Here is a 22,634-nt window from a genome sequence, read left to right on the forward strand (position 1 = left end):
ACGGCGCAACGTCGGGAGGTGCCATGACCCAGCACGCCAAGTACGCGGAGTCCAGGCAGGTCGGCGAGCAGGCCCGGGAGAAGGAGTGGACGCACCCGAGCTTCGCCAAGCAGCTCTTCCTCGGGGACTTCCGGCTGGACCTGGTGTATCCGGCACCCGGGCTGCCCGACGCGGCGGCCAAGAAGGGGGAGGAGTTCGTCAGGGCGGTGCGCCGCTTCCTGGACGCGCACGTCGATCCGGCGCTCATCGAGCGGACCGCGCAGGTGCCCGACGACGTGGTGAAGGGGCTGGCGCAGCTCGGCGCGTTCGGCATCACGATCAAGGAGGAGTACGGCGGGCTCGGCCTGCCGTACCTGTACTACTGCCGCGCGCTCACCCTGGTCGGCTCGTACTGCCCGGCGCTGGCCACGCTGCTGTCGGCGCACCAGTCGATCGGCGTGCCGCAGCCGCTCAAGCTGTTCGGCACCGAGGAGCAGAAGCGGGAGTTCCTGCCCAGGTGCGCGGCGGGGGAGATCTCCGCGTTCCTGCTGACCGAGCCGGACGTCGGCTCCGACCCCGCGCGGCTGGCCACCACCGCCGTGCGCGACGGCGACGACTACGTGCTCGACGGCGTCAAGCTCTGGACCACCAACGGCGTCATCGCCGACCTGCTGGTGGTCATGGCCAGGACCGGCAAGAAGATCAGCGCGTTCGTGGTCGAGGCCGACTCGCCGGGCATCACGGTCAAGCGGCGCAACACGTTCATGGGGCTGCGCGGCATCGAGAACGGCGTCACCGAGTTCTCCCAGGTCAGGGTGCCCGCCAAGAATCTCATCGGCAAGGAGGGCGAGGGGCTGCGCATCGCGCTCACCACGCTCAACACCGGGCGCCTGTCGCTACCCGCCACCTGCGCCGGGAACGCCAAGTGGGCCGTCAAGATCGCCCGCGAGTGGGGAAACGAGCGCGTGCAGTGGGGCCGCAAGGTCGGCCTGCACGAGGCCGTGGCCACCAAGGTCGCCTTCATCGTGGCCACCGCGTACGCCGTCGAGGCCGTGTGCGAGCTGACCGCCCGCCTGGCCGACGACCGGCGCAACGACATCAGGATCGAGGCGGCGCTGGCCAAGCTGTTCGCCTCCGAGCTGTCGTACCGGGTGCTCGACGAGCTGGTCCAGGTCCGCGGCGGGCGCGGCTACGAGACCGCCGAGTCGCTGGTCGCCAGGGGTGAGCGCGGGGTGCCCGCCGAGCAGATGCTGCGCGACTCCCGGATCAACCGCATCTTCGAGGGCTCCTCCGAGATCATGCGCCTGGCGATCACCCGGGAGGCGGTGGACGCGCACCTGTCGGCCGCCGGCGAGCTGATCAACCCCGAGGCCAGCCGCCAGGAGCGTGCCCAGGCCCTGCGCCGGGCCGGCCGCTTCTACGCCAAGTGGCTGCCCACGCTGGTGGCCGGCACCGGCAACCTGCCCACCGCGTACGCCGACTTCGGCCCGCTGGCCGGCCACCTGCGCTTCGCGGAGCGGACCAGCAGGAAGCTGGCCAGGTCCACCTTCTACGGCATGTCCCGCTGGCAGGGCAGGCTGGAGCACAAGCAGTCGTTCCTGGCCAGGATCGTGGACATCGGCGCCGAGCTGTACGCGATGACCGCCGTCTGCCTCAAGGCCGAGGAGGACTCCAAGGACCTGGGGCGCCGGCCGTACGAGCTGGCCGACACCTTCTGCCGCCAGTCCAGGCACCGCGTGGACGCGCTGTTCGACCGGCTGTGGGACAACAGCGACAACCACGACGTCCGGGTGGCCGGTTACGTGCTGGACGGCCGCTACACCTTCGTCGAGGAAGGCATCCTCGACCCGTCCGTCGAGGGCCCCTGGATCGGGGCGCCCGAGGGCGGGGAGAACGTCCGCCGTAAGATTCTCTGACATCCGGTCTAGACCGGTTGTGCGCCCTTCGCCGCCCGAGTGTTGCCAAACCGAGACAGGCCGGTATAGACCGGCTGCTGAACTCCGGCTTACGCTTGCGCAAACGCGGCCACGCGCGCTGGCCCGCGTGCTCATCCCCCTGGGCAGGGCTCGGCTGGCTGGTACGGACCAGCGGGGCCCGTCCGACGAGAAGGCGGTATCTCCAGTGAACATCAAGCTTGTGGGCGGCGCCGCTCTCGGCCTTGCCACGATGCTGGTCCTGTCCAGTTGCGGTTCCGGTGGCTCCGGTGGCGGAGGCGACACCCAGGCGGCCGGTGACGGCCAGGTCACGCTGAAGATGGTCGCCGCCGACTACGGCGACGGCCCCGGCAAGCCGAACTCCGGCGAGACGTTCTGGAAGGGCGTCACCGACGAGTTCACCAAGGCGAACCCGAACATCAAGGTCGAGGTCCAGGTCATCAACTGGAACGACATCGACAAGCAAGTCGCCACCATGGTGCAGAACGGCCAGGTCCCGGACATCCTGCAGACCGGCGACTACTCCGGCTTCGTCGAGGACGGCCTGCTCCACAAGGTGGACGAGGTCCTGTCCCCGAACGTCTCCGGCGACATGCTGCAGAAGTTCGCCGAGTTCGGCAAGGTGAACGGCACCGCGTACGGCATCCCGTTCGTCTCCTCCGCCCGCGCCCTGTTCTACAACAAGGACCTGTTCGAGCAGGCCGGCATCGCCGAGCCGCCGAAGACCTGGGACGAGCTCAAGGCCGCCGCCGAGAAGCTGAAGGCCAAGGGCGTCACCCAGCCGTTCGGCCTGCCGCTCGGCCAGGAGGAGGCCCAGGCCGAGTCGTTCCTGTGGATGCTCGGCAACGGCGGTGGCTACAAGGACGCCTCCGGCAAGTGGGCGATCGACTCGCCGCAGAACGTCGAGACCTTCACCTACATGAAGGGCCTGGTCGACGCCGGCCTGACCACCCCCAACCCGGGCACCAAGGACCGCAAGACGGTCTGGGAGGACTTCGGCGCCGGCAAGGTCGGCATGGTCAACGGCGGCCCCATGTCCATCCCGATCTTCGACGCGGCCGGGCTGAAGAACTACGGCGTCGCGCCCATCCCGGGCAAGAGCGGCCCGCTCGACACCACGCTCGGCGTCATGGACTGGATCATGGCGTTCAACAAGAACGGCCACGCCGCCGAGATCAAGAAGTTCTTCGACTTCTTCTACACCGGCAGCGCCGCGGAGAAGATCTCCGACACCTACAAGCTGCTGCCCGTCACCAACGGCGGCATCCAGAAGCTGTCGGGCGACGAGAAGCTCAAGCCGTTCCTCGACGCCCTGCCCAACGCCAGCTTCTACCCCTTCCAGGACCCCAAGTGGGCGACCCTGAACCCGGCGATCAAGCAGACGATCGGCGGGGCCGTCAAGGACGACCCGGCCAAGGTCCTCGGTGAGCTGCAGAAGACCGCGGAAGCGGCCGGCTGATCCAGCGGGACCACGGTACGGCCGGCGCCACGCCGGCCGTACCGTCCTTGCGAAAGGTGCTTGAGTGACAACGCTGGACGTGAAGAAGCCGCGCCCGAGATCGCGGGGCCTGCGCGCCCTCGAACCCCTCGCCTGGGTCGGGCCCGCCATCGTGCTGATCGCCCTGGTCGTGCTCTGGCCGGTGGTCGAGATGATCAGGTCCTCGTTCCTGGAGATCAGCCGGCTGGGCGTGGTGCGCGGCTCGGCCGGGTTCGCGAACTACGAGAAGCTCTTCGCCGAGAAGGACTTCGCCGACGTCATGCTCCGCAGCGTGATCTGGGTGGTCGCGGTCGTCGCGCTCACCGTGCTGGTCTCGCTGGCCCTGGCCCAGCTCTTCAACCAGCGCTTCCCGCTGCGCAAGCTGGCCCGCTGGGCGCTCATCGCGCCGTGGGCCGCCTCGGTGCTGATGACGGCCATCATCTTCAAGTGGATGCTCGACCCCGAGGTCGGCGTGATCAACCAGATCCGGGTCAAGCTCGGGCTCATCGACGCGATGGGCGGAGCCGCCGCCGACCAGCTCGGCGACGCCTCCACGGCCATGCCGTGGCTGGTGTTCGTGGCCGTCTTCGTCTCGGTGCCGTTCACCACGTACGCGCTGCTGGCCGGGCTCGCCACGATCCCCGCCGACGTCTACGAGGCCGCCAGGATGGACGGCGCGGGACGCCTGCGGACGTACTGGTCGATCACGCTGCCGCTGCTGCGCCCCGCGCTCACCGTGGCGGCGCTGATCAACGTCATGAACGTCTTCAACAGCTTCCCGATCATCTGGGCCATGACCCACGGGCAGCCCGGCTACTCGACCGCCACCTCGACCATCCTCATGTACATCCTCAAGGGCTCCGACATCGGCGAATCGGCCGCCATGTCCGTCGTCAACTTCGGCATGGTGATCGTCCTGACGGTGATCTTCCTGAAGGTGTCGCGGTGGAACAAGGAGGTGGCCTGATGGCCGTCAAGACCATGCCGGCGCAGGCCAAGCCGCACCACCACCACGCGCGCACGGGCCGCGGCGCGGCCCGCCGGGCGATGCCGAAGCTCAAGACCGTGCTCATCGCCGCCACCGCCTACGTCGTGGCGTTGCTGTTCCTGTTCCCGTACGTGGTCATGCTGCTGACCTCGTTGCGCTCGCAGGAGTCGCTGCGCGACGTGACCTTCTGGCCCGACGAGTGGGTGTGGTCGAACCTCACCGACTTCTGGGGCAGCGGCCTGGCAGGCAACCTGTGGGTGACGATCAAGGTGGCGGCCGGCTCGACGCTGCTCGTACTGCTGGTCGCGCTGCCCGCCGCGTACTACTCGGCCCGGCACAACTTCCGGGGCCGCACCGCGTTCCTGATCCTCGTGCTGATCACCCAGATGTTCCAGCCCACCGCCATGGTGGTCGGCATCTACCGCGAGTTCTTCCAGTTCGGGCTGGTGGACTCGATCTGGGCGCTGATCCTCGTCAACGGCGGCTTCAACCTGGCCTTCGCCGTGTGGATCCTGAACGCGTACTTCTCCTCCATCCCGCGCGAGCTGGAGGAGGCCGCCTTCATCGACGGGAACGGGCGCTTCGGCGCGCTGTTCAGGATCACGCTGCCGCTGGCCATGCCCGGCGTCATCACCGCGCTGATCTTCACGTTCATCGCCGCGTGGAACGAGTTCGTGGTCGCGCTCACCCTCACCACCACGACCGAGAACCAGCCGCTCCCCGTGGCGCTCAACTCGTTCATCGGGCAGTACCAGGTGGACTGGCAGAACCTGTTCGCCGGCTCGGTGATCGCCACCATCCCGGTGATCATCCTGTTCGCCCTGATCGAGCGGAAGGTGGTCGGCGGTCTGACCGCCGGCTCCATCAAGTAGCCCGTCCGGCCGCGCCCGCGAGATCCCCGGGTGCGGCCGGGCGTGTTACCGCGGCTGCGGCACGCGGGCCACGCAGAACACGGTCTGGCCGAACGGCGGCGTGACGAACCGCTCGATGAGCCTGGTCATCGGCACCACCGTGCGGTCGTAGATCTTGACCAGGCGCGGGTCGGGGTAGCCCACGCCGCCCCGGCGCACGGCCGCCCACCAGGCGATGCCGCCCAGGAAGTTGATCGGCTTGAGCACCTCGATGTCGAGCCCAGCCCTGGCGACCGTCCTGCTCAGCGTCTTGGGCGTGTAGCGCTGGACGTGGCCCACCTTGCGGTCGAAGTCGCCGTACAGCTGCATGTAGCCCGGCACCCAGATGATGATCCGCCCGCCGGGCAGCGTCACGCGCGCCAGCGAGCGCAGCGCCTCCGCGTCGTCCTCGATGTGCTCCAGCACGTTCATCATGACGACCGTGTCGACCTTGTCCTCCAGCGGGATGTCCGTCGGCAGGCCGAACTGCAGGACGCTGATGTCGTCGCGGTCGGCGAAGCGCTTGTCCAGCTGCTCCACGCAGTAGGGGTCGAAGTCGCTCACCACGAGCCGGTCGAGGCGCGGCAGGAACTGCTCGGCGAAGTGGCCCAGCCCCGAGCCGATCTCCAGCATCGAGCGGCCGACATGCGGTGCGACCATGTCGAACTCGTACTGCCGATAGTTCTTGGCCTCGTCCCCACCCAGGTGGTTCTCCAGGGCCTCGTCACCGGCCGCCGGTTGTACTACACGGTCATACCCAGAAGACATAATCCCGTTCCTTCGAGGGGCTCATGGATTGCCCGAGTCTAGTGCCCTGGACAGTCACCAGGATGACACGATCTGCGGATCGCCCTTCCGCGCGCGACCCGTTTGCGGTGGAATCTGACTCGCCATGGACGACGACGAGGCGATCGCCCGCTCGCTCGACGGTGATCTGGCGGCCTACGAGGTGCTGGTCGCCCGCTACAGCGCGCTCGCTCACCGTACCGCCTTCATGCTCGGCGCCGGTGACGAGGCGGAGGACGTCGTGCAGGAGGCGTTCGTCAAGGCGTTCCGCCACCTGCAGAGCTTCCGCAAGGACGCGCCCTTCCGGCCGTGGCTGCTGCGCATCGTCGCCAACGAGACCCACAACCTGACCCGCTCGCGTGGGCGCCGCACCTCCCTCGAACTCCGGCTCGGCGGCACCGCCGACACCCGCGTCCCCGACGACCCCGAGGGCGCCGCCGTCGCCACCGACCGGCGGTCGCGGCTGCTGGCCGCCGTGCGGGGGTTGCCTGCGCGGGAACGTCAGGCCGTGGTGTGCCGGTATTTCTTACAGCTGAGCGAGGCGGAGACGGCGGAGGTGCTCGACTGGCCTGTGGGGACTGTGAAGTCCAGTACGCATCGGGGGTTGGCGCGGTTGCGGGAGGAGGTGGGGGATGAGTTCGCATGAGCCGTTTGATGAGCCTTCGGATGAATTCGAGGCCGAGCTGATGGCGCTTGGCTCCTTCCTCGACGTTCCCGCCCCGCCGCCGGCGTCCGACGTGGCTGCGGGGGTCCGCGCCCGCCTCGAATCCGCCACCCGGGACGCCGGCGCCACCGGCACCGGCGGCACGCCCGCCACGGGCACGCGCGACGCCTCCGCGCCTGGCGGCCGTGAGCCCGACGCCGCTGCGCCGCCCGACGCCATGCCGCCCGTCGCGCCCGACGCCGTGCGGCCAGCCGTGCCCGAGGCCGCCGCGCCCGATGCCCAGGCGCCTGCCGCGCCCGATGCCCAGGCGCCTGCCGCGCCCGATGCCCAGGCGCCTGCCGCGTCCGGTGCGCCCGACGCCGGAGCGCCGGTGCCGGATCCGGCGCACGGGCCGGTCGTCGGCCGTGTGCGGCCGCACACCCGCAGGGACTCCCGGGCGCCGGGTCGGCGGGACGGTGGTCGGTGGGGGCCGGCGCGGCGTGGCCGGCGGACGAGGTGGGCGATCGTGGCGGCAGTGGTGATCGCCGTGATCACGGTGACGGCCGCCACCCCGCAGGGCCGAGCCGCAGTGACCCAGATCCTGCGCTTCGCCGGCATCGAGATAGAGCTGAGCGAGACGACACCCCCACCCGTCACCACCACGGCCGACCTCCCAGGCGAGCACCAGGTCTCACCATCCACCCTCCCCGGCGAGGCGAGATTCCCGACGAGAACCCCATCGGCACTGGGCGAGCCGCAGCGAGTCACGGTGGCCGACGACGGCAGGGTGGTGTCGATGTTCTGGCCGGGTGGCATCAGGCTGGACCAGTTCGACGGCACCGTGTCCCCGTTCTTCTTCAAGAAGCTAGGCCCGCCCGCCCCCCAGTACACCCAGGTGAACGGCCGGGAAGCCTGGTGGATCCCCGGCGAGCACCCCCTCGGCTACATCCCGCGCCAGGACGGCACCCAGGTCCCCCTCCGCCAGGCCGCCGCCACGCTCATCTGGCAGCAGGACGGCCTCAACTACCGCCTGGAGGGAGCGGGCACCATGGCGGAGGCCGTCCGCATCGCGTCATCCATCCAGTGACCGCGTGAGCCAGTCGTCCACACCCTTCAGCAGCTCCTTGCGCACCGACTCCGGCGCCGCCGACGACCGTACGGACTGCCGCGCCAGCTCCGCCACCTCCGCGTCGCTGAACCCGTACACCTCCCTGGCCAGCTCGTACTGCCGCAACAGCCGCGTCCCGAACAGCAGCGGGTCATCGGCCCCCAGCGCGATCGGCACCCCCGCGTCGAACAGCCGCCGCACCGGCACGTCCGCCGCCCGCTCGGCCACCCCCAGCCCCACGTTCGAGGTCGGGCAGACCTCGCAGCAGATCTGCCGGTCGGCCAGCCGCTGCATCAGCCGCTCGTCCTCGGCCGCCCGCACCCCGTGCCCGACCCGGTCGGCGCCGAGGTCGTCCACGCACTGGGCCACGCTGCGCGGGCCGAGCAGCTCGCCGCCGTGCGGCACCGCGAGCAGGCCGCCGCGCTTGGCGATCCGGAAGGCCCGCTCGAAGTCCCTGGCCGCGGCGCGCCGCTCGTCGTTGGACAGGCCGAAGCCGATCACGCCCTTGCCGGCGTACTGGGTGGCCAGGCGGGCCAGGGTGTTGGCGTCGAGGGGGTGGCGGGTGCGGTTGGCGGCGACGATCACCGCGATGCCGACGCCCGCGTACCGGGAGGCCTGCTCCACCGCGTCCAGCATCAGCTCCAGCGTGGCCGTCAGCCCGCCGAAGCGCTGTGCGAACCCGGACGGGTCCACCTGGATCTCCAGCCACCGCGATCCGGCCGCCACCTCGTCCTCCGCGGTCTCCCGCATCAGCCGGTAGACGTATTCCGGGCGGGTCAGCACGGACCTGGCGATGTCGTACAGCCGCTGGAACCTGAACCAGCCCCGCTCGTCCGTCGCCCGCAGCTTGGGCGGCCAGTCCTGCTCCAGCGCGTCGGGGAGGGTGAGCCCCTGCTCCCTGGCCAGCTCGATCAGGGTCGAGTGCCGCATCGAGCCGGTGAAGTGCAGATGAAGATGAGCCTTGGGGAGCGTATGCAGGGGCCGGAGCATCTGCATATCTTGCCACTCAACCTCAGAGCGGGTTCGCGCGTTGGGGACGGTACGGACCGGACCCGGTGGGGGATCAACGAGGCATGATCCCCGACGGGCACCGCATCGGCCAGGGATGGCGCGCGGTGCTGGCGGCGCTGGCGTTCGGAGTCACGTCCCTGATCATCTACGGCCTGTTCTCCTCGGGCTTCGGACGCCTGCCGCACACCGCCCTGCCCACCCCAGCCCCCGTGCCACCCGGGCCCGTGCCACCCGAGCCCGGCCAGCCCGCCCCCGTGCCACCAGGATCCGGCCAGGCCGCGCCGGCGCCCAGCCGGAGCGCCGACCGCCCGGCCGCCGCCTCGGCCGGGCAGCCGAGCCTGGTCCGTGCCGCCTCGAAACCGGCGCTCTGGGTAGTCTCCGACGGCTTCTGGTTCACGTACCTGCCCCGAGGGCTCGAACGCCGCGGCGGCCGGGTCACGGGCCCGAGCGCCGCGGCCACGTTCCGCTCGCCGGGCGGATTCGTCGAGGTGCAGGTGGAGCGCGGTACGGTAGCCGCCGACTGGGACGGCTACCGCGAGCGGGTCACCGTGCTGGACGCCCGCGCGACCACCGTCCGCGGCAGGCCCGCCATGGCGGGCAGGCATCCGGACGGCGGACGCGTGATCGCCTGGCTCGAACGCCCGGGAACGGGTGCGTGGATCCGCGTCAGCGACTCCCTCGGCGGGGAACTCGTCGCTATTGCCGCCTCGGTCAAGGCTCCTGTAGGAGACTAGGAGCCTTTTCCCTGGTTCCACTCATGTCATGGGGGGTCGATGCGGCGGTTGGCGGCGGTTCTCCTCATGCTCACGCTGACGGCGTGCGGTGCCGGCGGGGGCGGTGAGGGGCAGGAGCCCAGGACCACCCCGCCGCGGCCCGAGCCTGTCACCACCTCAGGCAGCAGCGGCAGCACGATCGCGCTGTCCTGCGACGGCACCGACGTGCGGGTGCCGGCCGCGCCCTCGGGGCTCACCCCGGCCGGCACGTTCGCCCGCCTCGACTCGCTCGCCCGGCCGCACAAGGTCGAGGGCCGCATCTGGAGCGACAACGACGAGCGCATGTACGTCGGCGTGGTGTGCGGGGTGCGCACGGCCGAGCAGTTCGCCACGCTGGTCGCCAGGTCCACGCTCACGGCGTACGGGGGCAAGCCCGCCCTGCGCTGGACCACCCGGACAGGCGTGCGCAACTTCATGTGGCTGGAGCGGCCGGGCACCGCCGTCTACATCGGGGCGACGCCCGGCCTCGCCGACGACATCAGACCGATCGCCGCCGACATCAGCGCCTAGTGCGCCTCGGCGAGCAGCTTGCCCATCCGGCTGACGCCCTCGGCCAGATCGTCGTCACCGAGCGCGTAGGACAGCCTGAAGTAACCCGGGGTCCCGAAAGCCTCGCCCGGCACGACGGCGACCTCGGCCTCCTCCAGGATCAGCTCCGCCAGCTCGGCGGACGAGCGCGGCGTCCTGCCGCGCAGCTCCTTGCCGATCAGCGCCTTGACCGACGGGTACGCGTAGAACGCCCCCTTCGGCTCAGGGCAGAAGACGCCGGGGATCTCGTTCAGCATCCGCACCATCGCCTGCCTGCGCCGGTCGAAGGCGGCCCGCATCTCCGCGACCGCCGACAGGTCGCCCGACACCGCCGCCAGCGCCGCCATCTGGGCGACGTTGGAGACGTTGGAGGTGGCGTGCGACTGCAGGTTGGTGGCGGCCTTGACCACGTCGGACGGGCCGATCAGCCAGCCCACGCGCCAGCCCGTCATCGCGTACGTCTTGGCCACGCCGTTGAGGATCACGACCCGGTCGCCCAGCTCGGGGACGGCCGTGGCGATGCTGGTGAACTCGGCGCCGCCGTACACGAGGTGCTCGTAGATCTCGTCCGTGACGACCCAGAGGCCGTGCTCGGCCGCCCACCGGCCGATCGCCACCGTCTCCTCGCGCGAATGGACGGCGCCCGTCGGGTTGGACGGCGAGACGAACAGCAGCACCTTCGTCCGCTCGGTGCGCGCCGCCTCCAGCTGGTCCACGCTCACGAGGTAGCCGGTGGACTCGTCGGTCACGACGTCCACCTGCACGCCGCCCGCCAGCTTGATCGCCTCGGGGTAGGTCGTCCAGTAGGGGGCGACGACCAGCACCTCGTCGCCGGGGTCGAGGAGCGTCGCGAACGCCTCGTACACCGCCTGCTTGCCGCCGTTGGTGACCAGCACCTGCGAGGCCTCGGCTGCGTAGCCGGAGTCACGCAGCGTCTTGGCGGCGATCGCCTGCTTCAGCTCGGGCAGGCCGCCGGCGGGGGTGTACTTGTGGAAGCGCGGCTCGCGGGCCGCCTCGATCGCCGCCTCGACGATGTACGCGGGCGTCGGGAAGTCCGGCTCACCCGCGCCGAAGCCGATGACGGGGCGCCCTGCCGCCTTCATCGCCTTCGCCTTGGCGTCGACGGCGAGCGTGGCGGACTCGGAAATCGCGGAAATTCTCGCGGAGATGCGGGATCGGGTGGACATGCCTCCATGCTCCCACGCGGCCCTGAGATGCGCGTGACCTGGGCGATCAGGTTTTGGTTCGACGTGACGGGCAATCACCCGTATGCTTTCGCCTGGTCCTTCCGCCGCATGTCGGCGAGCGGTTCGGTCCAGGCAGTGAGTCGATCAGGGTAGTCTGGTTGACGACATAGGGCACTGGCGCAATTGGTAGCGCACCGGTCTCCAAAACCGGCGGTTGGGGGTTCGAGTCCCTCGTGCCCTGCGAGTGCGGTCCGCGCAACAATAGGCGTGTAAGCGCGCCGCAAGACTGCGTTGGATACGACGGATCAGGTGAGGACTGTGGCGATCGACACGCGCGGCGAGACCGCAGACAAGCCTAGTGGCGAGAAGAAGACGCGCACTTCTCCTGCCCTCTTCTACCGGCAGGTCGTCAACGAGCTTCGTAAGGTCATTTGGCCGACACGCAAGGATCTCATCACCTACACCACGGTCGTTCTGATATTCGTTCTGATCATGGTTGCGATCGTGTACGGGCTCGACAGCGCCCTGGGATGGGCGGTCCTCCGCGTCTTCGGCGGATCCTGACCGAGACGCCGCCGGGTGGGTCGCCTGACGGAGTCGCCATTCGAAACCACGAAAGAGGAAGAGTCACCGTGTCCGAGTCTTCATTTCCGGCGGACGAGTCCCGCGACGAGTGGGGCGACGAGCTGGAAGAGGCCACTGAGGAGTCCGCCGAGGCGGCTCTGGAGGAGGCCGAGGTCGAGGAGAGCGACGAGGCCGCCGACGACGAGGTGGCCACCGTCGAGGACGATGCGGTGCTTCCTGACGTCGACCCCGTCGAGGAGTTCAAGAGCTCGCTGCGGGGTCTGCCGGGTGAGTGGTACGTCATCCACTCCTACGCCGGCTACGAGAACCGGGTGAAGTCCAACATCGAGAGCCGCAACGTCTCGCTCAACATGGAGGACTACATCTACCAGGTCGAGGTGCCGACGCACACCGTCCAGGAGTTCAAGAGCGGCAAGAAGGTCCCGGTCAAGGAGCGCGTGCTGCCCGGCTACGTGCTGGTGCGCATGGAGCTGACCGACGAGTCCTGGGCCGCCGTGCGCAACACGCCCGGCGTGACCGGCTTCGTGGGCCTGTCCAACAAGCCGAGCCCGCTCAGCCTCGACGAGGTCGCCAAGCTGCTGGCGCCGGAGCCGACCGAGGAAGCCAAGAAGACCACGACCAAGGCCGCCAGCGGCCCCACGGTCGAGTTCGAGATCGGCGAGTCGGTCACGGTCATGGACGGCCCGTTCGCCACCCTGCCCGCCTCGGTGAGCGAGATCAGCCCCGAGTCGCAGAAGCTCAAGGTGCTCGTGTCGATCTTCGGTCGCGAGACCCCGGTGGAGCTCTCGTTCAACCAGGTCTCGAAGATCTAAGACGATCACATACACTTAGACGTTCGGCTGGCCGCCTCATCGCGAGGGCGGCCTCCGACATGTCCGGGCCCGCAATCCTACGGGCCGGGCGCAACGCAATCAGGACCCGGAGAAGGACAAATGCCTCCGAAGAAGAAAATCGCCGCACTCGTCAAGGTGCAGCTCCCGGCCGGCCAGGCCACGCCGGCTCCGCCGGTGGGTACCGCCCTCGGTCCCCACGGCGTCAACATCATGGACTTCGTCAAGCAGTACAACGCTGCGACGGAGGCCCAGCGGGGCAACATCATCCCCGTTGAGATCACCATTTTCGAGGACCGCAGCTTCACCTTCGTCACGAAGACGCCCCCGGCGCCTGAGCTGATCAAGAAGGCGCTGGGCCTCGACAAGGGCAGCGCGGTCCCGCACCGCGACAAGGTGGGCAAGCTCAGCCGCGAGCAGCTGCGCAGCATCGCCGAGACGAAGATGCCCGACCTCAACGCCAACGACATCGAGGCGGCCGAGAAGATCATCGCCGGCACCGCCCGGTCCATGGGCATCACCGTCGCCGAGTAAGACCTTTCCCAGCAGTTCGTGGGAGGGCCGCCGCGCGGTGGCCCGGACACCACTAGGAGTCAAGAAATGCAGCGCAGCAAGGCGCACAAAGACGCGGCCGCCAAGGTCGACCGCGACAAGCTCTACTCGCCCGTAGAGGCCGCGAAGCTGGCCAAGGAGACGTCGACCACCAAGTTCGACGCCACCGTGGAGGTCGCGCTCCGGCTGGGCGTCGACCCTCGCAAGGCCGACCAGATCGTGCGCGGCACGGTCAACCTCCCGCACGGCACCGGCAAGACCGCCCGGGTCCTGGTCTTCGCGACCGGTGACCGTGCCGAGGCTGCCCGCGAGGCGGGCGCCGACATCGTCGGCGCCGACGAGCTGATCGACGAGATCGCCAAGGGCAACCGGCTCAACGAGTTCGACGCCGTCGTGGCCACGCCCGACCTGATGGGCAAGGTCGGCCGCCTGGGCCGCGTGCTCGGTCCGCGTGGTCTCATGCCCAACCCGAAGACCGGCACCGTGACGCCCGACGTCGCCAAGGCCGTGACGGAGATCAAGGGCGGCAAGATCGAGTTCCGTACGGACCGGCAGGCCAACCTGCACTTCATCATCGGCAAGACGTCGTTCGGCGAGCGCCAGCTCATCGAGAACTACGCCGCCGCCCTCGACGAGGTGCTGCGTCTCAAGCCGTCGGCGGCCAAGGGCCGTTACCTGAAGAAGGTCACCTTCTCCACGACGATGGGGCCGGGCGTTCCGGTCGACCCCAACATCACGCGTGGGCTGACGGCTGAGCTGGAGGCCTGAGCCTGCCCGGCTGAGCAAGTCTTCGCGCCCCCATCCGGATTCGTCCGGGTGGGGGCGTTTTCGTTTGCGCACGGGGCCCGAAGCTGACCCGAGCCGATCCGAAGCGGTGCGCGCTGGCGTGGTCCTCCGACATCGGGATCCGCGCGGGTGAAAACGGCGGATACCGGTGGGCTGAGGGGGCGCGCGGCGCGGGCGCTGAGGGGGCGTTGCTGTTGGCCGAGCTGGGCTTCGTCGCCGAGCGGCGCAGGGACGTCGGTACGGCGGCCGAGTTGCACGAGCGCGGCCTGGACGTGGCGCGAGCGGACGGAGAGGTGCGTGAGCGGGCGGGCGCGCCGCTGCCCCCGGCGGAACGCTTCCACGTGGACCGGAGCAGTGCGGCGATCGCCGGCGAGATCCGGCGGTGGGGTCGGCGGTGAGTTCGCTGGTGGAGCCGGGCCCGGCGGGTAGATGTGCAGGGATGGTGCAGAGGACGTGAGGGAGAACCCTTAGTTTTCCCCGATTTGTGCGGGGAAGGCGCCATGACCCGGAAACTTAAACGTAAGGTCAAGGCATGCTGAAGCGCACGATAAGTATGACCGCGGCCGGAGCCGCGCTGGTGGTGGCGGCGGTCGCCGGTTGTGGATCGAACGCCCAGCCCATCCAGGTCAACCTCGCAGCCTCCGAAGTGCTCGCGCAGGCCGCGCAGAAGACCGCCGAGGTCACCAGTTACACGGTCGACGCCGTGGTGAACGTCGCCCACCCGCAGGAGGGCAACGGCAAGGTGCAGGGCCGCATGCTCTACCAGAGCAAGCCGCAGCTCGCCGCGGACCTGACGCTGGACACCGTCGACATGGGCGGCCAGAGCGTCCCCGGAGGGGTGCGGGCGGTGCTGCAGGGCGACACCGTCTACGTGAAGGTCCAGGCGCTCAACGATCTCCTGGGCAGCACCAAGCCGTGGATCAAGGTCTCGTTGAACGAGACGGGCCACGCCGGTGAGGTGAACCAGTACCTCGGCCAGATCCAGCAGTTCGACCTGGGCAACATGACGAAGCTCGTCACGGCGTCGCAGGACGTGAAGTCGGTCGGGACCGAGAGCGTCAACGGCGAGGACACCACGCACTACAGCGGCACCTTCCCGGTGGAGGTGGCCGTCCAGCAGCTGCCCGCCGAGCAGCGGGACCAGGCCAGGCAGAACCTGGCCGAGCTGAAGGACGTGAAGTTCGACATGTGGGTGGCGGCCGACGGGCTGCCCCGCAAGATCGCGCTGAACGGCTCCAAGGAGGGCGCCACGCTCGACGCGACCCTGTTCTTCAAGGGGTTCAACGAGGCCGTCAACATCCAGACCCCGCCCGCCGACCAGGTGGGTGAGCTGCCCAAGGGCACGACCAACTGAGAGCGATTTGGAAACTCGGCGGCCAGCACGTACTCTGGTCGTTGCCGAAGACCGCCGGTCGTCGTCGGGTGCTCTGAGCCTGACGACCGAAGGATCCACGTCATGTGGGCGACCTGCGCAGGTGTGATGCGAGTTTCCCACATGGTTGCCCCATGTGCGTGAGCCCCGTGCGCCCTGCGCCGGGGCTGTTCTCATTTCTCGGGCCTTCTCCGGCGGCACATCTGGAAGGAGGCCCATGGCGAGGGCGGATAAGGCGACAGCGGTTGCCGAGCTCAAGAGTGAGTTCGAAGGCAGCCAGGCCGCCGTTCTGACCGAGTACCGCGGTCTCACCGTCGCGCAGCTCAAGGAGCTGCGTGTCTCTCTCGGTGGGAATGCGAAGTTCGCCGTGGCGAAGAACACCCTGACCAAGATCGCGGCCAGCGAGGCCGGTCTGACGGGCCTCGAAGGCCTGCTCAGCGGTCCGACCGCGATCGCCTTCGTCAACGGTGACGTTGTCGAGGCGGCCAAGGGTCTGCGTGACTTCGCCAAGGCCAATCCCCTTCTGGTGATCAAGGGCGGCGTCCTCGACGGTAAGACGCTCGACGCTTCCGAGATCACCAAGCTCGCCGACCTCGAGTCTCGCGAGGTTCTCCTCGCCAAGCTTGCCGGTGCCATGAAGGCCAAGCAGAGCGCCGCCGCCGCGACGCTCGCCGCTCTGCCCACGCAGATGGTTCGGCTGGCCGAGGCCCTGCGCGCCAAGCGCGACGAGGCTGGCGAGTAGCACGGGGGTTGCCGCACGTACCGCGGTCCCGTTCCTAGTTTTCAGCAAGACCTAACGTAAGGAAACGATCATGGCGAAGCTCAGCACCGACGAGCTGCTCGACGCGTTCAAGGAGATGACCCTCCTCGAGCTGTCCGAGTTCGTGAAGCTGTTCGAGGAGACCTTCGACGTCAAGGCCGCCGCCCCGGCCGCCGTCGTCGCCGCTCCGGCCGGTGGCGCCGGTGGTGGCGAGGCCGCCGCTGTCGAGGAGCAGGACGAGTTCGACGTCATCCTCGAGGCTGCCGGCGACAAGAAGATCCAGGTCATCAAGGAGATCCGCGCCCTGACGTCCCTGGGCCTCAAGGAGGCCAAGGACCTGGTCGACGGCGCTCCGAAGCCGGTCTTCGACGGCAAGGTCAACAAGGAGCAGGCGGAGAAGGCCAAGGCTGCCCTCGAGGGCGCCGGCGCCACCGTGACCGTGAAGTAACTTCCCCTTCACTTCACGCAAGAGCTCTTCGGAAAGAGGCGGATACACCCTGGTGCCGGGTGTGCCCGCCTCTTTTCGCGTTTCCGGGGCTCAGCAGATTCTCATGTACGTCTCATCGCCCGGCCAACCGGCCTGCCTAGCGTTCCCGGTGTGGTTACCGAAGCGAAGTCTCGTTGGGCGGCGGCCGTGTTGCTCGCCGGCACCGCCGTGCTCTACCTCTGGGGTCTGGGGGCCTCCGGGTGGGCCAACTCCTTCTACTCGGCGGCGGTCCAGGCCGGCAGCCAGAGCTGGAAGGCGTTCTTCTTCGGGGCCTCCGACGCCGCCGGCGCGATCACCGTGGACAAGACGCCGGCCTCCTTGTGGCCGATGGTGCTCAGCGTGCGCCTGTTCGGGCTGAACGCGTGGGCGATCCTCGTGCCGCAGGCGCTGATGGGCGTGGCCACCGTGGCGATGGTGTGCGCCTCGGTGCGCCGGCTCTTGTCCACCTGGGCGGGGCTGCTGGCCGGGGCCGCGATGGCGCTCACGCCGGTGGCCGTGCTGATGTTCCGGTTCAACAACCCCGACGCGTTGCTGGTCCTGCTGCTGACCGTGGCGGCGTACTGCGTGATCAGGGCGCAGGAGCGCGGCGCCACGCGGTGGCTGGTGCTGGCGGGGGCGGCGATCGGGTTCGCGTTCCTGGCGAAGATGTTGCAGGCGTTCCTGGTGCTGCCGGGGTTCGCGCTGGTGTATCTGCTGACGGCGCCGGTGGGCTTCTGGCGGCGGGTGCGGCAGCTGCTGCTGGCCGGCGCGGCCATGGTGGGCTGCGCCGGGTGGTGGCTGGTGGCCGTGGCGCTCGTTCCGGCCTCGCAGCGGCCCTACATCGGTGGCTCCCAGAACGACAGCGTGCTGGAGCTGGCACTCGGCTACAACGGCATCGGCCGGCTCAACGGCGCCGACTACGGCGGGCTGGGCAACCTCAACCAGCAGGCCGGCTGGTTGCGCCTGTTCGACACCGAGGCGGGCGGCCAGATCTCCTGGCTGCTGCCGGCCGCGCTGGCGCTGCTGGTCGCGGCCACGTGGCTGACGCGGCGGGCGCCGCGGACCGATCCGGTACGGGCGGCGCTGTGGGTCTGGGGCGGCTGGCTGGTGGTGACCGCGCTGATCTTCAGCCTGATGCAGGGCATCTTCCACGCCTACTACACCGTGGCCCTGGCGCCCGCTGTCGCCGCGCTGGCCGGTATGGGGGCGGCGGTGCTCTGGGAACATGGCGCGCACCGGGTCCTGGCGCTGGTCGCTGCGGGGACGGCCGGGTGGGCGTACGTGCTGCTGTCGCGCAGCTCCGAGTGGAATCCGTGGCTGGGCGTGGTCGTGCTGGTGGCGGGGCTCGGGGCGGCGCTGGCGATGTTGTTCGGCCGCCGGGCGCGGGTCGTGGTCGTGGTGGCGCTGGTCGCGTGCCTGGCGGGGCCGGCGGCGTACGCGGTGGACACGGCCGCTTCGCCGCATACCGGGGCCATCCCGACTGCCGGGCCGTCCACCGGCGGGGGGTTCGGGAGGCAGTCGGGTGGCGGCTTCCAGCGCCCGGGTGGCGGGCAACGTCAGTGGCAGGGCGGGCAGCCGCCCGGCCAGGGGTTCGCCCAGCCGCCGCGGCAGGGCGGTGGCGATGGCGGCGCGCAGGGCGGTCGTGACGGCGGCGCGCAGGGCGGTGGCGATGGCGGCGCGCAGAGCGACGGGCGTGGCGGTTCGGGCCGCACCGGTGGCATGGGGGGCGGCATGGGCGGGTTGCTCAACGCCGGCACCCCGAGCGCCGAGCTGACCGCGCTGCTGGAGTCCGGCGCCTCCGGCTACATCTGGGTGGCGGCGACGGTCGGGTCCAACAACGCGGCCGGCTACCAGCTCGCCACGGAGCTGCCGGTGATGGCGGTGGGCGGGTTCAACGGCACGGACCCGGCGCCGACGCTGGAGCAGTTCCGGCGCTACGTCGCCGAGAAGAAGATCCACTACTTCGTGGGCACCGGGATGGCCGGCGCCGGGCGCAGCTCGGGCGGCAGCGACGACGCGGCGCGGATCGCGGCCTGGGTGCAGGAGACGTTCACCCCGGCCACGGTCGGCGGCACGACGGTGTTCGACCTCACACAACCCTGAGATATCGGCAAAATGGTGGAGTGACCGACACCGCCCCCCATGTCGATCACCGGGTGATCGCGCCCCGGTTCACCCGGTTCGGCGCCTGGCTCCTCGACATCCTGGTGTGCGCGATGCTCGTATCAGGCGCCCAGTGGGTGTCCCCCTTCTTCTGGGACGAACCGGCGAATATGGTCCTCGCTTTCGTCTACCTCTGGGCGGCGCACGCCTGCTTCAGGCGGACACTGGGCAAGTGGGTGGTCGGCATCAAGGTGGTCGGGCGGGGAACGGGCCGGCCGCCGTCGCCGTGGGCCGCGGCCGTCCGTTCCCTCTGGGTGTTCCTGCCGCTGATCCCGGTGGTCGGCCAGTTCCTCGCCGTGGCGGACTGGCTGTGGGCGTTCTTCGACGGTGAGAAGCGGTGCCTGCACGATCGCCTCGCGGGCACGGTCGTCGTCAACGCCAAGGACTGATCAGCCGGCCGCCCGTACCCGGGCGACGGCACTGGTGTCCATGTAGTCCCTGGCATGCACGATGCGGCCGTCCCTGACCCGGAGCACGACCAGGCTGGGCACGGTGATCCGGTGGCCGTTCACCGTGCCCTGCACGGTCTGCTCCACGACCACGACCTCCGGGTCCTGCGTGCGGTGCAGCGCGAGCCGGCGTACCTTCTCGACCTGGAACGGCGTGGAGCCCCACGTGGTGCGGTAGTTCTCGCGCACCGCCTCCCTGCCCTCGTACGGCGCCAGCCCGCCGAACGGGAACTCGTGCAGCCCGTCCTCGGCGTACAGGTCGGCCAGCTCGTCGGCGGACTTGTGCAGCATGGCCGCGTGGAAGCCGGTGACGATCTCTTCGATGGACATGACGCTCCCCTTCGCTCAACACGTGTTGACTCAACGAGCGTAGAGCGAAAGTGAACGGTCGGTCAACGCATGTAGAGTCAGGGAATGGTCGTTCCGAGAGCCGAGAGGCGGCGCAGGACCGAGGGCAGGATCCTCGACGCGGCCAGGTCGCTGTTCGCCGAGCTGGGCTACGAGCGCGCCACGATCAGGGGCGTCGCCAAGCGTGCCGAGGTCGACCCGGCCCTGGTGATGCAGTACTTCGGCAGCAAGCAGGAGCTGTTCCAGCAGTCCGTGCGCATGGCGCCGCCCGCGGGCGGCGAGCTGGGCCCGGAAGGGGCCGTCGAGCACGTGCTCGGCTCGCTGACCATGAAGCTGGGCGAGCTGCCGCAGAGTTCGCTGGCCATGATGCGCTCGATGCTCACCCACCCCGAGGCCGCCGCGTCGGCGCGGCAGGTGCTCGGCAAGCAGATCGACCGCCTGGCCGAGGCGCTGCCGGGCGAGGACGCGCGGCTGCGGGCGGCGCTGATGACGCTCGTCATGCTGGGCATCACGGTGGGGCACCAGCTCCTGGAGATCGATGAGCTGCGCGGAGTGCCGCAGGAGGAGCTGGCCCGCCTGTTGCGGCCGAGCCTGCGTGCGCTTACTGGACAAGAAGTCTCATAACTGCCCGGTAACAAGGCGGGAGATCGGGTTCCCATCCGCCCGGACGCCGTTACGGTGTTGACATCCGCGAGTGCACAAGCGTGATCGGGCAGGTGACCGTGGGCGTGGAAGTCGTGGTCGACGGGTTGACCAAGTCGTTCGGCAGGCAGGTCATCTGGGAGGACGTCTCGCTCACGCTGCCCGCAGGCGAGATCTCGGTGCTGCTGGGCCCCTCGGGCACCGGCAAGTCGGTCTTCCTCAAGACCCTGGTGGGCCTGCTGCGGCCCGACCGGGGGCACATCTGGATCGACGGCTCCGACCTGGCCGACTGCCCCGAGAGCAAGCTGTACGAGCTGCGCCGCCTGTTCGGCGTGCTGTTCCAGGACGGGGCCCTGTTCGGCTCGCTCAACCTCTACGACAACATCGCCTTCCCGCTGCGCGAGCACACCAGGAAGAGCGAGGCCGAGGTCCGCCGGATCGTCATGGAGAAGGTGGAGCTGGTCGGCCTGGTGGGCGCCGAGACCAAGCTGCCCGGTGAGATCTCCGGCGGCATGCGCAAGCGCGCGGGGCTGGCCAGGGCGCTGGTGCTGGACCCGGAGATCATCCTGTTCGACGAGCCCGACTCGGGGCTCGACCCGGTCCGCACCGCGATACTCAACCAGCTCATCGTGGACATCAACGCCGAGATCGAGGCGACGTTCCTGATCGTGACGCACGACATCAACACCGCCCGCACGGTGCCCGACAACATCGGGCTGATGTTCCGGCGGGAGCTGGTGATGTTCGGCTCGCGGGAGATGCTGCTGTCCAGCGACGAGCCGGTGGTGCGGCAGTTCCTGAACGCCAGGAAGCACGGCCCCATCGGCATGTCCGAGGAGAAGGACCTGTCGGAGCTGGAGGCCGAGGCGCAACTCGGGCACGACCCGGGGCCGCTGCCGCCGATCCCGCCGCAGCTCATGCCGTCGGGCAGGAAGCTGCGCCGCACCCAGCGCCCGCCCGGCACGTGGCTGGCCGCCAACGGGGTGATCCCGCCGCAGGGCTCGTTCGTGGACGAACGCGGGCGCAACTGGCTGGAGGAGTATCCCCGGTTGGTCAACGCGCACCTCCACGGCATCGCCTAGGCCGGATGGGCGCCTTTCCCCGTTCAGGGCAAGGAGAACGCCGTGCTGGGCGCTCAGCGGCCGTCTGAGGGCCATCCAGGGGCATTTGGGGCGGATGTTTCGGCTCTGTCTGATTCCCCGGCGTCGGCGGGTCTGTCTGATGCCCCCGCGTCGGCGGGTCTGTCTGATTCCCTCTGCGTCGGATGGCAGGCTCCGGCGGCGGATGTCGCGTTATGATCCGGCAGCGACGAGCCGGGAAGGGGTGAGCAGACGTGGCGGGACTCGGCGTTCGCCCCGCCCGCATCCTCATCGCGGCGCTCAGCGGGGTGCTGGCGGTGCTCGTCGGCACCGGCGTGTGGATCGCGGCCCAGGCGCGCGACGAGCAGGGCAGGGCAGGCGACAAGCAGGCAGCGCTCCTGGCCGCGGGCACCCACGCCAAGAACCTCATGTCCCTCGACCACAGGAGCGCCGACGCCGACGTGCGCCGCATCATCGACAGCTCGACCGGCTCGGCCAGGGCTCAGTACGAGGCCAATGCCGGCAAGCTGAGGACCACCACGATCGAGAACAAGGTCGTCCAGCACGGCGTGCTGCGCGCCACCGGCCTGGTCTCGATGACCGCCACCACGGCCAGGGTGCTGGTCGTGGGCGACGTGGAGATCCGCTGGGAGGGCTCCGACAGCCCGCGGCAGGAGCGCTTCTACCGGTGGCAGATGGACCTGTCCAAGGTCGGCGGCGTCTGGCTGGCGTCGAAGGTGGTGCAGGTCTAGTGCGGGTCTTCATGATCGTGCTGCTCGGCGTCCTCGTGGCCGTGGGCGGGGTGCTGGTGCCGACCATGTGGTTCGACCTGCGGGACCTGCGTGACAGCGACGCGGCGGGCGCGGCGGCCGTGGCGGCGGCCAGGAAGGTCGCGCCGGACCTGCTGTCCTACGACTACCGGACGGTGGAGGAGGATCTCGCCCGCGCCGGCACGTTCACCACGGGCGAGCTGACCGGTCACTACAAGGAGCTGACCAAGACCCTGGTCGCCAAGGCCAAGGAGGAGAAGATCGTGCAGACGGTGGCCGTGGCGGGCGCCGGGGTGGAGCGGGCCGAACCCGACCGGGTAGAGGTTCTGCTCTTCGTGAACACTGGTACGGTCAAGGAGATCCCTGGTAAAGAGGGGGTCCAGCAAGAGTTCACCCAGAACCGCGCCAGGTTCGTCATGGTGCGGCAAGACTCTCGCTGGCTGGTGGCCGGCCTGTCGACCCTCCTGGGGACGGCCTGAGGCTCCAGGTGATCGCGGGCGCGTCGCTTCCTTCAATTGTTACCAAAAA

Annotated in this window: 26 protein-coding genes and 1 tRNA gene; 23 read left to right on the top strand and 4 right to left on the bottom strand. The window is 69.6% G+C overall.

Translation table 11 applies throughout. The features are described from left to right. Positions 1-23: 23 nt before the first annotated feature. The 4 genes from LCN96_RS04515 to LCN96_RS04530 all read left to right on the top strand — a co-directional run bounded on the left by LCN96_RS04515 (position 24) and on the right by LCN96_RS04530 (position 5,250). Entirely contained in the window at positions 24-1,895 is a 1,872-nt protein-coding gene (locus tag LCN96_RS04515; protein ID WP_225271322.1) for an acyl-CoA dehydrogenase family protein, read from the top strand. Positions 1,896-2,100: 205 nt separating this feature from the next. Further along, positions 2,101-3,372 (top strand): extracellular solute-binding protein, encoded by a 1,272-nt coding sequence (locus LCN96_RS04520; protein WP_225271323.1) that lies wholly within the window; start codon positions 2,101-2,103, stop codon positions 3,370-3,372. Positions 3,373-3,436: 64 nt separating this feature from the next. After that, on the top strand, positions 3,437-4,357 hold the full coding sequence (locus tag LCN96_RS04525; RefSeq protein ID WP_225271324.1) for a carbohydrate ABC transporter permease: 921 nt from the start codon (positions 3,437-3,439) through the stop codon (positions 4,355-4,357). Next, positions 4,357-5,250, top strand: a complete 894-nt coding sequence (locus LCN96_RS04530) for a carbohydrate ABC transporter permease (RefSeq protein ID WP_225271325.1) — start codon at positions 4,357-4,359, stop codon at positions 5,248-5,250. Before LCN96_RS04525 ends, LCN96_RS04530 begins: the two co-directional genes overlap by 1 nt. A gap of 45 nt (positions 5,251-5,295) precedes the next feature. Here the strand turns inward: LCN96_RS04530 and LCN96_RS04535 are convergent, their stop codons facing one another. Further along, positions 5,296-6,036 carry a class I SAM-dependent methyltransferase gene (locus LCN96_RS04535; RefSeq protein WP_225271326.1) on the bottom strand — a complete coding sequence of 247 codons (741 nt, stop codon included), beginning with the start codon at positions 6,034-6,036 and terminating at the stop codon, positions 5,296-5,298. 124 nt (positions 6,037-6,160) lie between these two features. On the opposite strand from LCN96_RS04535, the gene LCN96_RS04540 reads away from it, so the two are divergent. Both LCN96_RS04540 and LCN96_RS04545 read left to right on the top strand, forming a co-directional pair. Continuing rightward, on the top strand, positions 6,161-6,700 hold the full coding sequence (locus LCN96_RS04540) for an RNA polymerase sigma factor (RefSeq protein ID WP_225271327.1): 540 nt from the start codon (positions 6,161-6,163) through the stop codon (positions 6,698-6,700). Positions 6,701-6,740: 40 nt separating this feature from the next. After that, complete coding sequence (locus LCN96_RS04545) at positions 6,741-7,784, top strand: hypothetical protein (RefSeq protein ID WP_225271328.1); 1,044 nt, start codon at positions 6,741-6,743, stop codon at positions 7,782-7,784. Here the strand turns inward: LCN96_RS04545 and LCN96_RS04550 are convergent. Beyond that, positions 7,770-8,795 (bottom strand): adenosine deaminase, encoded by a 1,026-nt coding sequence (locus LCN96_RS04550; protein ID WP_225271329.1) that lies wholly within the window; start codon positions 8,793-8,795, stop codon positions 7,770-7,772. The two genes, LCN96_RS04545 and LCN96_RS04550, sit on opposite strands and share 15 nt — an antisense overlap. A gap of 83 nt (positions 8,796-8,878) precedes the next feature. Here LCN96_RS04550 and LCN96_RS04555 point away from each other — a divergent pair, with 83 nt between their 5' ends. Then, positions 8,879-9,550: a hypothetical protein gene (locus LCN96_RS04555; protein WP_225271330.1), complete on the top strand. Its 672-nt coding sequence runs from the start codon at positions 8,879-8,881 to the stop codon at positions 9,548-9,550. Between the two features lie 39 nt (positions 9,551-9,589). Then, positions 9,590-10,099: a hypothetical protein gene (locus LCN96_RS04560; protein WP_225271331.1), complete on the top strand. Its 510-nt coding sequence runs from the start codon at positions 9,590-9,592 to the stop codon at positions 10,097-10,099. On the opposite strand, the gene LCN96_RS04565 is transcribed toward LCN96_RS04560, so the two are convergent. Continuing rightward, on the bottom strand, positions 10,096-11,304 hold the full coding sequence (locus tag LCN96_RS04565) for a pyridoxal phosphate-dependent aminotransferase (RefSeq protein WP_225271332.1): 1,209 nt from the start codon (positions 11,302-11,304) through the stop codon (positions 10,096-10,098). The two genes, LCN96_RS04560 and LCN96_RS04565, sit on opposite strands and share 4 nt — an antisense overlap. A gap of 168 nt (positions 11,305-11,472) precedes the next feature. Between LCN96_RS04565 and LCN96_RS04570 the strand changes: the two genes are divergently transcribed. From LCN96_RS04570 to LCN96_RS04620, 11 genes are all read left to right on the top strand, one after another. Beyond that, a tRNA-Trp gene (locus LCN96_RS04570) sits at positions 11,473-11,545 on the top strand. A 77-nt stretch (positions 11,546-11,622) separates the two neighbouring features. Further along, a complete protein-coding gene (gene secE / locus LCN96_RS04575; RefSeq protein WP_187415017.1) occupies positions 11,623-11,868 on the top strand; it encodes a preprotein translocase subunit SecE in 246 nt (81 codons plus the stop codon). A gap of 68 nt (positions 11,869-11,936) precedes the next feature. Continuing rightward, positions 11,937-12,701 carry a transcription termination/antitermination protein NusG gene (nusG, locus tag LCN96_RS04580; RefSeq protein WP_225271333.1) on the top strand — a complete coding sequence of 255 codons (765 nt, stop codon included), beginning with the start codon at positions 11,937-11,939 and terminating at the stop codon, positions 12,699-12,701. A gap of 120 nt (positions 12,702-12,821) precedes the next feature. Next, entirely contained in the window at positions 12,822-13,253 is a 432-nt protein-coding gene (gene rplK, locus LCN96_RS04585; protein ID WP_148442008.1) for a 50S ribosomal protein L11, read from the top strand. A 66-nt stretch (positions 13,254-13,319) separates the two neighbouring features. Continuing rightward, positions 13,320-14,039 carry a 50S ribosomal protein L1 gene (rplA, locus tag LCN96_RS04590; protein ID WP_225271334.1) on the top strand — a complete coding sequence of 240 codons (720 nt, stop codon included), beginning with the start codon at positions 13,320-13,322 and terminating at the stop codon, positions 14,037-14,039. A 212-nt stretch (positions 14,040-14,251) separates the two neighbouring features. After that, a complete protein-coding gene (locus LCN96_RS04595; protein ID WP_225271335.1) occupies positions 14,252-14,455 on the top strand; it encodes a hypothetical protein in 204 nt (67 codons plus the stop codon). Positions 14,456-14,610: 155 nt separating this feature from the next. Continuing rightward, entirely contained in the window at positions 14,611-15,411 is an 801-nt protein-coding gene (locus LCN96_RS04600) for a LolA-like protein (RefSeq protein ID WP_225271336.1), read from the top strand. Positions 15,412-15,646: 235 nt separating this feature from the next. Further along, on the top strand, positions 15,647-16,171 hold the full coding sequence (gene rplJ / locus LCN96_RS04605; RefSeq protein WP_225271337.1) for a 50S ribosomal protein L10: 525 nt from the start codon (positions 15,647-15,649) through the stop codon (positions 16,169-16,171). Positions 16,172-16,241: 70 nt separating this feature from the next. Then, positions 16,242-16,637, top strand: coding sequence for a 50S ribosomal protein L7/L12 (gene rplL, locus LCN96_RS04610; protein ID WP_225271338.1), 396 nt, complete (start codon positions 16,242-16,244; stop codon positions 16,635-16,637). Between the two features lie 150 nt (positions 16,638-16,787). After that, positions 16,788-18,758, top strand: coding sequence for a glycosyltransferase family 39 protein (locus LCN96_RS56425; protein WP_263657437.1), 1,971 nt, complete (start codon positions 16,788-16,790; stop codon positions 18,756-18,758). Positions 18,759-18,778: 20 nt separating this feature from the next. Beyond that, on the top strand, positions 18,779-19,207 hold the full coding sequence (locus tag LCN96_RS04620; protein WP_225271339.1) for an RDD family protein: 429 nt from the start codon (positions 18,779-18,781) through the stop codon (positions 19,205-19,207). Here LCN96_RS04620 and LCN96_RS04625 read toward each other — a convergent pair whose 3' ends face one another. Further along, entirely contained in the window at positions 19,208-19,597 is a 390-nt protein-coding gene (locus tag LCN96_RS04625; RefSeq protein WP_225271340.1) for a nuclear transport factor 2 family protein, read from the bottom strand. 84 nt (positions 19,598-19,681) lie between these two features. Between LCN96_RS04625 and LCN96_RS04630 the strand changes: the two genes are divergently transcribed. The 4 genes from LCN96_RS04630 to LCN96_RS04645 all read left to right on the top strand — a co-directional run bounded on the left by LCN96_RS04630 (position 19,682) and on the right by LCN96_RS04645 (position 22,585). After that, positions 19,682-20,239: a TetR/AcrR family transcriptional regulator gene (locus LCN96_RS04630; RefSeq protein ID WP_225271341.1), complete on the top strand. Its 558-nt coding sequence runs from the start codon at positions 19,682-19,684 to the stop codon at positions 20,237-20,239. Positions 20,240-20,337: 98 nt separating this feature from the next. After that, on the top strand, positions 20,338-21,339 hold the full coding sequence (locus LCN96_RS04635) for an ABC transporter ATP-binding protein (protein ID WP_225275921.1): 1,002 nt from the start codon (positions 20,338-20,340) through the stop codon (positions 21,337-21,339). 251 nt (positions 21,340-21,590) lie between these two features. Then, on the top strand, positions 21,591-22,088 hold the full coding sequence (locus LCN96_RS04640; RefSeq protein WP_225271342.1) for a hypothetical protein: 498 nt from the start codon (positions 21,591-21,593) through the stop codon (positions 22,086-22,088). Further along, entirely contained in the window at positions 22,088-22,585 is a 498-nt protein-coding gene (locus LCN96_RS04645; RefSeq protein WP_225271343.1) for a hypothetical protein, read from the top strand. The genes LCN96_RS04640 and LCN96_RS04645 overlap by 1 nt, the downstream gene beginning before the upstream one ends. The last annotated feature ends 49 nt before the right edge of the window (positions 22,586-22,634 follow it).

The sequence above is a fragment of the Nonomuraea gerenzanensis genome (assembly GCF_020215645.1).
In the GTDB taxonomy this organism is placed as follows: Bacteria; Actinomycetota; Actinomycetes; order Streptosporangiales; family Streptosporangiaceae; genus Nonomuraea; species Nonomuraea gerenzanensis.